The organism is Paraburkholderia strydomiana (genome assembly GCF_046030495.1).
Classification (GTDB): domain Bacteria; phylum Pseudomonadota; class Gammaproteobacteria; order Burkholderiales; family Burkholderiaceae; genus Paraburkholderia; species Paraburkholderia strydomiana_A.
Genome location: NZ_JAQQCJ010000035.1, coordinates 43400 through 56110, shown reverse-complemented (window position 1 = coordinate 56110; position 12711 = coordinate 43400). Strand labels below are relative to the sequence as shown.

At 65.3% G+C, this 12711-nt stretch carries 10 protein-coding genes; 7 read left to right on the top strand and 3 right to left on the bottom strand.

Annotated features, from left to right (window positions below):
- Positions 1-104 precede the first annotated feature (104 nt).
- From PQQ53_RS31885 to PQQ53_RS31875, 3 genes are all read left to right on the top strand, one after another.
- Positions 105-2540, top strand: a complete 2436-nt coding sequence (locus tag PQQ53_RS31885) for a 3-hydroxyacyl-CoA dehydrogenase/enoyl-CoA hydratase family protein (protein WP_408328570.1) — start codon at positions 105-107, stop codon at positions 2538-2540.
- A gap of 188 nt (positions 2541-2728) precedes the next feature.
- Positions 2729-3928, top strand: coding sequence for an acetyl-CoA C-acyltransferase (locus PQQ53_RS31880; protein WP_408154660.1), 1200 nt, complete (start codon positions 2729-2731; stop codon positions 3926-3928).
- Between the two features lie 149 nt (positions 3929-4077).
- Positions 4078-4848: an enoyl-CoA hydratase gene (locus tag PQQ53_RS31875; RefSeq protein ID WP_408328567.1), complete on the top strand. Its 771-nt coding sequence runs from the start codon at positions 4078-4080 to the stop codon at positions 4846-4848.
- A 96-nt stretch (positions 4849-4944) separates the two neighbouring features.
- On the opposite strand, the gene fdhD is transcribed toward PQQ53_RS31875, so the two are convergent.
- The gene (gene fdhD, locus PQQ53_RS31870) at positions 4945-5784 is read right to left on the bottom strand and encodes a formate dehydrogenase accessory sulfurtransferase FdhD (protein ID WP_408143293.1); all 840 of its coding nucleotides are present in this window, start codon (positions 5782-5784) and stop codon (positions 4945-4947) included.
- A 156-nt stretch (positions 5785-5940) separates the two neighbouring features.
- Between fdhD and PQQ53_RS31865 the strand changes: the two genes are divergently transcribed.
- The gene (locus tag PQQ53_RS31865; RefSeq protein ID WP_408143295.1) at positions 5941-6417 is read left to right on the top strand and encodes a nitrate reductase associated protein; all 477 of its coding nucleotides are present in this window, start codon (positions 5941-5943) and stop codon (positions 6415-6417) included.
- Between the two features lie 241 nt (positions 6418-6658).
- Entirely contained in the window at positions 6659-9769 is a 3111-nt protein-coding gene (locus PQQ53_RS31860; RefSeq protein ID WP_408328564.1) for a sensor domain-containing protein, read from the top strand.
- A 129-nt stretch (positions 9770-9898) separates the two neighbouring features.
- On the opposite strand, the gene PQQ53_RS31855 is transcribed toward PQQ53_RS31860, so the two are convergent.
- A complete protein-coding gene (locus tag PQQ53_RS31855; protein WP_408328561.1) occupies positions 9899-10513 on the bottom strand; it encodes a glutathione S-transferase in 615 nt (204 codons plus the stop codon).
- Between the two features lie 158 nt (positions 10514-10671).
- Between PQQ53_RS31855 and PQQ53_RS31850 the strand changes: the two genes are divergently transcribed.
- Both PQQ53_RS31850 and PQQ53_RS31845 read left to right on the top strand, forming a co-directional pair.
- On the top strand, positions 10672-11604 hold the full coding sequence (locus PQQ53_RS31850; RefSeq protein WP_408328558.1) for a LysR substrate-binding domain-containing protein: 933 nt from the start codon (positions 10672-10674) through the stop codon (positions 11602-11604).
- A gap of 205 nt (positions 11605-11809) precedes the next feature.
- Positions 11810-12151 carry a DUF4148 domain-containing protein gene (locus PQQ53_RS31845; RefSeq protein ID WP_408328555.1) on the top strand — a complete coding sequence of 114 codons (342 nt, stop codon included), beginning with the start codon at positions 11810-11812 and terminating at the stop codon, positions 12149-12151.
- A 152-nt stretch (positions 12152-12303) separates the two neighbouring features.
- Here the strand turns inward: PQQ53_RS31845 and PQQ53_RS31840 are convergent, their stop codons facing one another.
- Positions 12304-12699 (bottom strand): acyl-CoA thioesterase, encoded by a 396-nt coding sequence (locus PQQ53_RS31840; RefSeq protein ID WP_408143304.1) that lies wholly within the window; start codon positions 12697-12699, stop codon positions 12304-12306.
- Positions 12700-12711: the final 12 nt, after the last annotated feature.

Below are 12711 nucleotides of genomic sequence, written 5' to 3'. Positions count from 1 at the left end.
CGCGTATCGAAACCGCGGCGCCTGATTCCCGCCTGGCTCAAGCCATACATCGCGAAGCATCCTCGACGCTTCGCGACATCCGCACAACTCTCCGGAGGAACGACGTGAGCAATCTGATCATTCGCAAGGTAGCCGTGCTCGGCGCCGGCGTGATGGGCGCGCAGATCGCAGCGCACCTGATCAACGCCAAGGTGCCTGTGCTTCTTTTTGATCTGCCGGCCAGGGAAGGCCCGAAGAACGCGATCGCGCTGAAGGCGATCGAGAATCTGAAGAAGCTGTCGCCGGCGCCGTTCGGCGTGAAGGACGACGCGCAGTACATCCAGCCCGCCAATTACGACGACGACATCGCCAAGCTCGCCGAATGCGACGTCGTGATCGAAGCGATCGCCGAACGCATGGACTGGAAGCACGACCTGTACAAGAAGGTCGCGCCGCACATCGGGCCGAACGCGATCTTCGCGACCAATACGTCGGGTCTGTCGATCACGGCTTTATCGGAAGGTTTCCCGGCTGAACTGAAGGCGCGCTTCTGTGGCGTGCACTTCTTCAATCCGCCGCGCTACATGCATCTGGTCGAACTGATCCCGACCGCGACGACGCGTCCGGAAATTCTCGACCAGCTCGAAACGTTCCTGACGAGCGTGGTCGGCAAGGGCGTCGTGCGCGCGAAAGACACGCCGAACTTCATCGCCAACCGCGTCGGCATTTTCTCGATCCTCGCCGTCATCACGGAAGCCGCGAAGTTCGGCCTGCGTTTCGACGAAGTGGACGACCTGACCGGCGCGCGTCTGGGCCGCGCGAAGTCGGCCACGTTCCGCACCGCCGACGTGGTCGGACTCGACACGATGGCGCACGTCATCAAGACGATGCAGGACACGCTGAAGGACGACCCGTTCTTCCCGGTCTACGAAACGCCGGCCGTGCTGGCCGAACTGGTGAAGAAGGGCGCGCTGGGTCAGAAGACGGGCGGCGGCTTCTACAGGAAGGAAGGCAAGGCGATCAAGGTGCTCGACCCGAAGACGGGCGAGTACGTCGACGGCGGCGCGAAGGCGGACGAACTGGTCGGCCGCATCCTGAAGCGCCCGGCGGCCGAGCGTCTGAAGCTGCTGCGCGAATCGGAGCATCCGCAGGCGCAGTTCCTGTGGGCGATTTTCCGCGATGTGTATCACTACATCGGCGTGCATCTGGAGTCGATCGCCGACAACGCGCGCGACGTCGATCTGGCCATCCGCTGGGGCTTCGGCTGGAACGAAGGCCCGTTCGAAGGCTGGCAGACCGCCGGCTGGAAGCAGGTCGCCGAGTGGGTGCAGGAAGACATCGCGGCGGGCAAGGCGTTGTCGAACGTGCCGCTGCCGTCGTGGGTGCTGGAAGGCGTGGTCACGGAGAAGGGCGGCGTGCATACGAACGAAGGTTCGTGGTCGCCGGCTTCGAAGACCTTTGTGCCGCGCTCGTCGCTGTCCGTGTATGACAGGCAGGTGTTCCGTGCACCGCTGGTCGGCGACACGACGGCCGATCCGAAGACCTACGGCAAGACGCTGTTCGAAACCGATGCCGTGCGCGCATGGGTCGACGATCGCGCGGGCGAGAACGACGTGTTGATCGTGTCGTTCAAGAGCAAGATGAACACGATTGGACCGTCGGTAATCGACGGTCTGACGCAGGCGATCGAACTGGCGGAAAAGGACTACAAGGGCCTCGTGGTGTGGCAGCCGACGTCGCTGAAGCTCGGCACGCCGGGCGGCCCGTTCTCGGCGGGCGCCAACCTCGAAGAGGCGCTGCCCGCGTTCATGATGGGCGGCGCGAAGGGCATCGAGCCGTTCGTGCAGAAGTTCCAGCAAGGCATGCTGCGCGTGAAGTATGCAAGCGTGCCGGTGATCTCGGCGGTGTCGGGCATCGCGCTCGGCGGCGGGTGTGAGCTGGCGCTGCACAGCGCGAAGCGGGTTGCGCACATCGAAAGCTATATGGGTCTCGTGGAAGTCGGCGTGGGTCTCGTGCCGGCGGGCGGCGGCCTGAAAGAAGCGGCGCTGCGCGCGGCGGAAGCTGCTACCCAGGTCGGCGCGACCACCGATCTGCTGAAGTTTGTGCAGAAGTCGTTCGAGAACGCGGCGATGGCGAAGGTCTCGGCGTCCGCGCTCGATGCCCGCACGATGGGTTATCTGAAGCCGTCCGATACGATCGTCTTCAACGTGTTCGAGTTGCTCGACGTCGCGAAGAAGGAAGCGCGCGCGCTGGCGGCGGCGGGTTATCGTCCGCCGCTGCGGGTGACGCAGGTGCCGGTCGCGGGCCGCTCGGCGATCTCGACCATCAAGGCGTCACTCGTCAACATGCGCGATGGGCGCTTTATCAGCGAGCATGATTTCCTGATCGCCAGCCGCATCGCGGAAGCGGTGTGTGGCGGCGACGTGGAAGCGGGCAGTCTCGTCGATGAAGAATGGCTGCTGCAACTCGAGCGTCGTGCGTTCGTCGATCTGCTCGGCACGCAGAAGACGCAGGAGCGGATCATGGGCATGCTGCAGACCGGTAAGCCGGTGCGCAACTGAAGCGACGAGCAATCGCATACATATGCATGGGGCCAGCGTAAGCGCTAAAGCGCTAACGCTGGCCGACCGCAACAGGTTGCATGGGGCGGGAGTAAGCGCTAAAGCGCTTACTCCCGCCGACCGCAACGGGTTGCATGGGGCGGGAGTAAGCGCTAAAGCGCTAACTCCCGCCGACAAAGGAGTCTCAAATGGCAAAGCAATTGCAAGACGCATACATCGTCGCAGCGAGCCGTACGCCGATCGGCAAGGCGCCGCGCGGGATGTTCAAGAACACGCGCCCCGACGAACTGCTGGTGCACGCGATCAAATCGGCCGTGGCGCAAGTGCCCGGTCTCGACACCAAGGTGATCGAAGACGCGATCATCGGCTGCGCGATTCCCGAAGCCGAACAGGGGCTGAACGTCGCGCGCATCGGCGCGCTGCTGGCCGGCCTGCCGAACACGGTCGGCGGCGTCACGGTGAACCGCTTCTGCGCGTCGGGCCTGACCGCGCTGGCGATGGCCGCCGATCGCATCCGCGTCGGTGAATCGGATGCGATGATCGCGGGCGGCTGTGAATCGATGAGCATGGTGCCGATGATGGGCAACAAGCCCTCGCTCTCGCCGCATATTTTCGATCGCAACGAAGACATCGGCATCGCGTACGGCATGGGCCTGACCGCGGAGAAGGTCGCCGAGCGCTGGAAGATCAGCCGCGAAGCGCAGGACGCCTTCTCGGTCGAATCGCACCGCCGCGCGATCGCCGCACAACAGGCCGGCGAGTTCAACGACGAAATCGCCGCCTACACGATCACCGAACGCTTCCCCGATCTCGCGACCGGCGAAGTGCGTGTGCAGACGCGCGAAGTGTCGCTCGACGAAGGTCCGCGCGCGGAAACGTCGCTCGAAGGTCTGGCGAAGCTGCGCGCCGTGTTCGCGAACAAGGGTTCGGTGACGGCGGGCAACAGCTCGCAGACGTCGGACGGCGCGGGCGCGTTGATCGTCGTGTCGGAGAAGATGCTCAAGCAGTTCAACCTGACGCCGCTCGCGCGCTTCGTGAGCTTCGCGGTGCGCGGCGTGCCGCCGGAAATCATGGGCATCGGTCCGAAGGAAGCGATTCCGGCCGCGCTGAAGGCCGCGGGCCTGAAGCAGGACGACCTCGACTGGATCGAACTGAACGAAGCGTTCGCCGCGCAATCGCTGGCGGTGATTCAGGACCTCGGGCTGGACCCGTCGAAGATCAACCCGCTCGGCGGTGCGATCGCCCTCGGCCATCCGCTCGGCGCGACGGGCGCGATTCGTGCGTCGACGGTGGTGCACGGCCTGCGCCGCCGCAACTACAAGTACGGCATGGTGACGATGTGCGTCGGCACCGGCATGGGCGCGGCGGGCATCATCGAGCGCCTGTAACCGGGTGAGCGCGTGTACGCCCCGGTCCGCGCGGTCATCGGCGAGATGACGGCCGCGCTTGTCCGTTAAGAACCGCAGAACGGTTCGCAGGCCGCCTGGCTTGCGAACCGTTTTTACATTCTCAGCAACAGTACGAGGAGAGGAAGGAGATGACGATAGATATCCTGGTCGAGCGCGCCGACGGCGTGCTGACGATTGCCTTCAACCGGCCCGGCAAGAAGAACGCGATTACGGCCGCGATGTATCAGACGATGGCCGACGCGATGGTTCAAGCGCACGGCGACACGTCCGTGCGCGCGATCCTGATTCGCGGCAGCGCCGACATTTTCAGTGCCGGCAACGATCTCGAAGATTTCATGAAGACGCCGCCGATGGGCGAAAACGCGCCGGTGTTCCAGTTCCTGCGCGCGATCAGCTCGGCGGAAAAGCCGGTGGTGGCGTCGGTGGCAGGGCCGGCGGTGGGCATCGGCACGACCTTGCTGCTGCATTGCGACCTCGTCTACGCGGCCGACACGGCGAGCTTCTCGCTGCCGTTCACACAGCTCGGCCTGTGTCCGGAAGCGGCGTCGAGCCTATTGTTGCAGCGCGTGGGCGGCTATCAGGCGGCGGCGGAAAAGCTGCTGCTCGGTGAAGCGTTCGACGCCGCCGAAGCGCAGCGCATGGGCTTCGTGAATCGCGTGCTGCCGGCCGCTGAAGTCGATGCGTTCGCTGCCGGGCAGGCCGCGAAGCTGGCCGCGTTGCCGGCGTCGTCGCTGCGCGTGACGAAGAGTTTGATGAAGCGCGCGAGCCGACAGGAACTGCAAACACAGATGTCGGAAGAAGCCTTGCACTTCGGCAAGATGCTGCTCGCGCCGGAAGCGCGCGAGGCGTTCCAGGCGTTTTTCGAGAAGCGCAAGCCGGATTTCCGGCAGTTCGATTGATGCGGGATGCCTGAGCGCTGGGGGATTTGGCGCTCGGGCACTCGGGTGCTCACACGCCCAGGCCCTCAAATTCCCCCCACCCGCACCCTTCAGCCCTCAAACCTGCGCCGGTTGCCACGTGTCGTAATCGACGTAGCTGCCTTCGCGGCAGAAACTGACCAGGCGCACGCCCGCCTTGCGGGCAATCGCAATCGCCAGCGACGACGGCGCGGAGATCGTCGCGAGCATCGGCACATCGACGCGCGCGGCCTTGCGCACCAGTTCGTAGCTCGCGCGGCTCGACAGAAACACGAAGCCGTCGCGGGTGTCCGCGCGATCGAGCACGAGCTGGCCGATCAGCTTGTCGAGCGCGTTGTGGCGGCCGACGTCCTCGAACGCGTAGCGGATCGCGCCCGCCGCGTCGCACCATGCGGCCGCGTGCAGGCCGCCGGTCAAGCGCGTGAGCGCCTGATGTCCAGGCAGTTCGCGGGCCGCGCGGGCGATCGCGTCCGGCGCGAGCCGTTGCAGAAAGCCGGTGTCGGGCACCCGCTCCGGTTTCAGATCGAGCAGATCGATGCTTTCGATGCCGCAGACCCCGCAGCCGGTGCGCCCGGCGAGCGCGCGGCGCTTCTCCTTCAGCGCGACGAACGCCTGCTGGACGACCTGCAATTGCACTTCGGCATGCGGCAATTCATCGTCGTCATGCAGTTCGACCTCGATGTCCTGAATATCGCTGCCGCGCTCGACGATGCCTTCCGAAATCGCAAAGCCGACCGCGAATGCTTCGAGATCGCGCGGCGTACACATCATCACCGCGTGTGAAATGCCGTTGAAGACGAGCGCGACCGGCCATTCCTGACCGACGTGATCGGTGACGGTTTCGACCGCCGCGCCGCGATGCCGGTGCACCTGGCGCTCCACTGCGCCCGGCTGTCCGGCTGTTTCCTGTTCGTTCAATGCTCGACTCCTGTGCGATGCTGCGCGCGCGTAGCGGTCCCCAAGGTTGCCCGGCGCCGCCGGGCGGCTCCTGGCCATGCCGCCGTTGCGCGAATAAGGTTCTAAAATACCTCAAGCTGCGCTTGCACGCTGTGCGCCATCAGGAGGAGCCTTGTTATGGGACTCAACGAAGCACCGCTTCTGTTCAACTTCGAAGTCGCGTCTTCGGAGAATTTCACCTACATCCCGATGTCGGTGCGCTTCAATCTCGACCGTTTCGGGCTGCGCATCACGCTGGCGCAGTGGCAGTTGCTGCCGCTCGAAGACCGCAAGCTGCTGGCGCGTTTCCCGGTCGAGGACGACGCGGAAATCGAACCGAATTTCGATCACGCGTTGTTCGAGATGCTGCGCACGCACGCGAACGTCGAGCCGGAGTGGTTCACGCCCGACGAGTCGCCCGCGTGGCGCCACACGGACAGCGTACCGGATGGCGTCACGCTTCAGGCCGGGCTGGCCGGCCTCGTCGCGCCGAGCGCGGCCCGCTGGGCCGAACTCGATCCATTCAAGCGCTACGTGCTCGCCAAGCTGTCGCGCAAGCCTGAAGCCAATCACGACTTCGTCCCGGCGATGAAGGAATTCGGCGCGGCGGGGTAGCCGCGCCGAGGCGCGGGTAGCGGGCGCAGCCACCCACGCACGATCCGACAAGCGCGATCTGCCATGCGCTTTCCATCATTGCGCCCCCATCCCCATTTTTTTTCATTCCCCACCCTCAACCCCTTTCCGATAGTTGCCGTTATCCATGGGTTGGCGCGTAAAAAGACTCGCATCGATGCAGCCCGACGCACCGAGAACGATCGCGCGCTCCCGCCCTCGGAACGATTGACGTTCGGAATCCATGACTCTTTTCTTATCGAAGCGGCTGCTGATCAACATAGCGGTGGTCGTCGCCGCGGTCGGTGCGAACGCGTTCGTCGCCTACACGCAGATCGTCGGCCAGCGCGACGCCGACGTGCGCATGCTGCGCTCGACGAGCGTGCGCCAGAACCTCGACGCGTATCACACGGCGCTCGACAGCGCACTGGCCGCACTAGGCCGCTTCGAGGCATCGGGCGAACCCGCGCCGGTCAACGCGGCCGCCGCGATGACCACGACGCTCGCCGGTCTGGAGCACGAGCTGCGGCAGGAACTGGCCGGCGATCCGCCGATGCTCGACGCGCTGGCGAGGCTGAACGCGGACAGCCACGCGTTGCAGCACGACATCGACGACGCGCTGTTGAAAAGCGCCAGCGCCCAGCCGGATGCGTCGCGCGCGTGGGCTGCGTCGACCTATACCCGCCTCGGGCTCGGACTCGATCGCGTGGAAGCCGCGCTGGCCGCGCTGCGCAGCGAGGAAAACCGCGCGTTGCAGAAGGCGCTCGCGGTCTCGGCGAGCGAAACCCAACGCGCGATGTTTCTGCTGATCGTGACGATGCTGGCCGGCAGCGTGCTCCTCATCTTCACGTTCGGCGCCCGCGAAAACACCGCGCGTAAAAAACTGCGCAGCGTGCGCGCGCTCGGGCGCCACGACGAACGCTTTCGCGGCCTGTTCGACGACCATCCGGTGCCGATGTACATCTTCGATCGCGAGACGATGCGCTTTCTCGCCGTCAACGCGGCCGCGATCCAGCAATACGGCTACACCGAAAGCGAATTTCTCGGCATGACGATTCGCGCGATCCGCACCCATACCGAGATCGCGCGGCTCGAATCGCACCTTCAACGCCAGGACGCGGTTCCGCACGGCCGCACGATGGCGGGCATCTGGCATCACCGGCGCAAGGACGGCTCGATCATCAGCGTCGATATTTCATATCACGCGCTGAACTTCATGGGCCGCGCGTCGCTCTTCGTGCTCGCCGACGACGTCACCGACCAGATCAACGCCGAAGCCGAGGCGCAGCGTTCGAACCAGATGCTCGAAGCGGTGATCGACAACATTCCGCAGCGCATCTTCTGGAAGGACCTCGGGTCGCGCTATCTCGGCTGCAATATGGCGTTCGCGCGCGACGCCGGGCTCGCCTATCCCGAGCAGGTGGTGGGCAAGAGCGACGCCGATATGCCGTGGCGCGCGTTCGCCGATCTGCTGGGCGACCACGACCAGGAAGTGGTGAGCACCGGCGTGCCGAAGATGAACTTCGAGGTCGATCTGGTGATCGACGGCGTGCACCGCACCACCGTCACGAGCAAGCTGCCGTTCACCGACGGCGAGGGCCGCGTGATCGGCGTGCTCGGTTCCTATACGGACATCACCGAGCGCAAGCGCGCCGATCTCGCGTTGCGTCTGCAAAGCCGCGCGCTCGACGCGAGCGTCAACGCGATTCTGATCACGGCGCCGTCGCCCACCGGCAATCTGATCGAATACGTGAACCCGGCGTTCATGCGCATTACCGGCTACGATCCCGCCGAGGTGATCGGCCACGATTGCCGCGTGCTGCAACGCGACGACCGCGACCAGGAAGGTGTGGCGCTGATCCGCCAGGCGCTCGCGGCGAACCGCGAGGTCAGCGCGGTGCTGCGCAATTATCGCAAAGACGGCGCGCTGTTCTGGAATCAGCTGTTCATCGCGCCCGTGCCGAATGCGGAAGGCGTGATCACCCATCACATCGGCGTGATCAACGACGTGACCGACCTGATCCGCTATCAGGAACAGCTCGAATACCAGGCCAACTACGACAGCCTCACGCGCCTGCCGAACCGCAACCTGCTGCGCGATCGGCTCGAACATGCGCTGGTCGTCGCGCGTCGGCATCACAACGGCGTCGCGGTCGTGTTCCTCGATCTCGACGGGTTCAAGAACGTCAACGACACGCTCGGCCATAGCGTCGGCGACCGGCTGCTGCGCGTGGTCGCCGAGCGCCTCGCGCGCTGCTCGCGCACCAGCGACACGGTCGCGCGGCACGGCGGCGACGAGTTCGTGATCGTGATGACCGACACCGTCGACGAACAGTCGCTGATCGCGTGGATGGAGCGCGTGCGCTCGTCGATCTCCGAGCCGGTATGGCTCGACGGCACCGAGCTGTACGTGGGTTGCAGCATGGGCGCGAGCCTGTTTCCGCAAGACGGCGACGACGCCGAATCGCTGATGCAAAAGGCCGACCTCGCGATGTATCGCGCGAAGGACATGGGCCGCAATACGTTCCAGTTCTATCAGCCGGAGATGAACGCGAGCGCGGGCGCGCGTCTGAATCTCGAACGGCGTTTGCGCCGGGCGTTGCGCGACGATGAATTCCTGCTGCACTACCAGCCGCAGGTGGATATCGGCAGCGGGCAAATTGTCGGCATCGAGGCGCTGGTGCGCTGGCACGATCCGGAAGACGGCCTGGTGCTGCCGTCGGCGTTCATTCCGTTGGCGGAGGAGAGCGGTCTGATCGGGCCGCTGTCCGAATGGGTGCTGCGTGAAGCGTGCCGCCAGAACAAGGCCTGGCAGGACGAGGGCCTGCCGCCGACGCGGGTGTCGGTGAATCTGTCGGCGCGTGTGTTCCAGCAGCGCGATATCGCGAAGCTGGTCACGCAGGTGCTGACCGAGACCGGTCTGGAGCCGCGCTACCTCGAACTGGAGCTGACCGAAAGCACCATCATGCGTAACGCCGAAGAAGCGGTGTCGATGCTCAACGAGCTGCACGCGCTCGGCATCGGCCTCGCGATCGACGACTTCGGCACCGGCTATTCGAGCCTCAGCTATCTGAAACGCTTCCCGGTGGACCGGCTGAAGATCGACCGCTCGTTCGTCTCGGACATCGGCGTGTCGGGCGACGACGAGACGATCACCTCGGCGATCATCGCGCTGGCGCACTCGTTGAAGCTGCATGTGATCGCGGAAGGCGTGGAAACGTCGGCGCAACTCGACTTCCTCAAAGAGCGCGCGTGCGACGAGATGCAGGGGTTCTACTTCGCGAGGCCGTTGTCGACGGATGCGATTTCCGAGTTGCTGCAAGGAGGCGTGGGGCGGGAGTTGGAGCCGGCTTGATTGGCCGTGGGGAGCCGGGCGCGGCAGCGCGCGGCAATCGTGCTGCCGCGCGCCGCAAGGAACAGCGGGCCGGGTGATCCCGGCGCGCCCCACCCTCGATGACGGCGTGCGCTTCCCGCACCGCCGGCGTCACACCGCCGGCGTATCCACGAAAACCGGCAAGTCCTCCGCCAGCGTCGAAAACGCCTGCAGGTGCGGGTACGCGGCTTTATCGACGATTTCCGGCAGCATCATCTGCGTGAAATGCCAGCTCACCGCCACGGTGACGTCCGCCGCGTCGAACTGGTCCTGCGCGATCGGCAGCGTGGCTGCCGCCACCTCGCGTTCGAGTTCGGCGTAAGCGGCGAGCATTTGCGCGCGCACGCGCTCGAGCCAGGGCTCGTGCTGCTTCTCCACCGGCCGCAGATTCCGCTCGTAGACGATCTGGATGCTCTTCTCGCACGCCGCGAGCGCGAGCCCGGTGAGACGGGCGGCGCGCAAAGCGTCGTCCGGCACAGTGGGGAAGAGCCGCTGCCCGGGGCCGGCCAGCGTCGCCAGGTACTGCAGAATCACCGATGAATCCATCACCGTGCTGCCGTTGTCGGCGATCAGCGTCGGCGCCTTGACGACCGGGTTGATCTGCGCGAACTGGTCGTATGTGCTAAACACCGAGATCGACGCGTGTTCGAAGTCGAGCTTCAGCAATTTGAGGCAGATGGCGACCCGGCGTACGTAGGGCGAGTCGAGCATTCCGATCAGTTTCATGTGTTTCCCGTTAGAAGTTCTATCATTGCGCGCCTGAGCGGACCGCGGCGCGGCGCTTCTCGTCAGTGCGATGCGTGGCGCCTCAAGCCGATAGATTAAGCATCTCCGCACGGCAAAAAAAGCGACAATTACCGACGATCTACGTCAGAATTTCTAACATGAAGCCCATCCCGCCGCTTACCGCGCTGCGCTGTTTCGAAGCCGTCGCCCGTCTGGGCGGCGTCACCCAGGCCGCGCGCGAACTGCACGTGACGCACTCGGCGGTGAGCCAGCAGATCAGGGTGCTGGAAGATGCGATGGGCGTCGCGCTGTTCATCCGTGAGGCGCGCGGTTTGCGCCTCACCGACGAAGGGCGCCTGTATGCGCTGGACATTCGCGCCGCGCTGCGCGACATCACCCAGGCCACGCGCCGGGCGCAGGCGCGCCCGCACGAAAGCGAACTGGTGATCTCGACCCTGCCGTCGTTCGCGCAGCACTGGCTCGTGCCGCGGCTCGCGAGCTTTCGCGAAGCGCATCCGTACTATCGGGTGCGCCTGTTGACCAGTCTGCAGGTCGAGGATTTTCGCCAGAGCGCGGCCGACATCGGCATCCGCATGGGACAAGGCCATTGGCCCGACGTCGCGCAACAAAAGCTGTTCGACGACGACATGGTGGTCGTCGCCGCGCCTCATTTCGCCCTCGCGCCGGGCGGCCGCTTTCCGGTCAGCGCCGAGGACGTGGTCGCCTGCCCGCTGATCGCCAGCCCCGATGCCCCGTGGGCCGACTGGTGCCACGCGGCGCAGGTGGCGCCGCCGCCGCCCGAAGCCGTGGTCCTGTCGGCGAACGATTCGAACATCGCGATCGGCGCGGTGCTGCTGGGCCAGGGCATCGCGCTCGAGCGGCGCAGTCTGGTCGCGCACGCGTTGGCACAAGGTGCGCTGGTGCAGATCACCACGATTCGCGTCCCGTACCGCTATCCGTACTGGCTGGTGTGGCAGCAGCGCGAAATTCCCAACGCCCGCCAGGCGCATTTCGCGCAGTGGATCGAAGCGCAGGTCGATGCCTATTTGCGCGGCGACGGCGCGTCCGCGGTGTCCAGCCGGGCGGCCTAGCCGCTGCCTGCACGGGCCAAAGCGATTTGCGCATGAATTACAGTCGGATATATTCACGACTCCCATCCGGGACCTTGCCGGGCATGACGAAGCACCGAAGAAGCACCGATTCACGCAGCGCTTCGCCCGATCGTCGTTCCCGCTGCTCGTATCGCGTGCCGGGCGTTGTGCTGCCGACTATCCGCCAATCCGACTGGAGAAAACAATGTCGTCTTCACCTGCAAAGAAACTGGCTGTGTTGTTGGCATCGGTTGTACTGAGCGTGGCGGCTGCCGCGCCGGCGTTCGCGCAAAGCGGCGGCGGGGGCGGCGGAGGAGGACCGGCGGGCGAGGGCTCGGATGCGGCCAAGGCGACGACCGGCACCAAGCCGCACACGACGAAGGCGGAGCGCAAGGCCGCGCGCAAAGAAGCGCGGGCGAAGAAGAACGCGGAGTTGAAACAATTGGAGGCGCACGGCTATCAGCCGTCGCGCAACGATCCGAACTATCCGAACGACATCCAGAACGCGCAGAAGAAAGCGGGCATTGGCGCGGCGGCGAGCCAGTAAGCGGGCAAGCCGTAGCGGAGCCGGACCGGGTTCGCCCGGTCCCGAGCGTGCCGCTGCACCTGCAACTTCACGGTATGAAACGAAACGAGGCGCCAAGGCGCCTCGTTCCGTTTGTGCTTGAGCGGCTCGATTCAGCGAGTCAGTTCGGCCACTCAGTCGAGCACCGGCAGTGCGCGCGGGCGGCGGTCGCTATCGGTCGCGACGTAGGTGAGGATGGCCTCGGTGACCTTCACGAGATCTTCGGTCAGGCTCATGCGCTGCGCGTAGACCTCGACCGACACGGTGACCGACGTATTGCCCGTCTTGACGATATCCGCGTAAAAGCTCAGCAGATCGCCGACGAACACCGGCTGCTTGAACACGAACGAATTCACCGCGATGGTCGCCACCCGCCCGTTGGCGCGGCGGCTCGCCGGGATCGAGCCGGCAATGTCCACCTGCGCCATGATCCAGCCGCCGAACACGTCGCCGTGAACATTCGCGTCCGACGGTTGCGGCACGACGCGCAGCGCACAATGCTTTTGCGGGAGTTGAAGAAGATCGGTCATCGGGGCACCCTT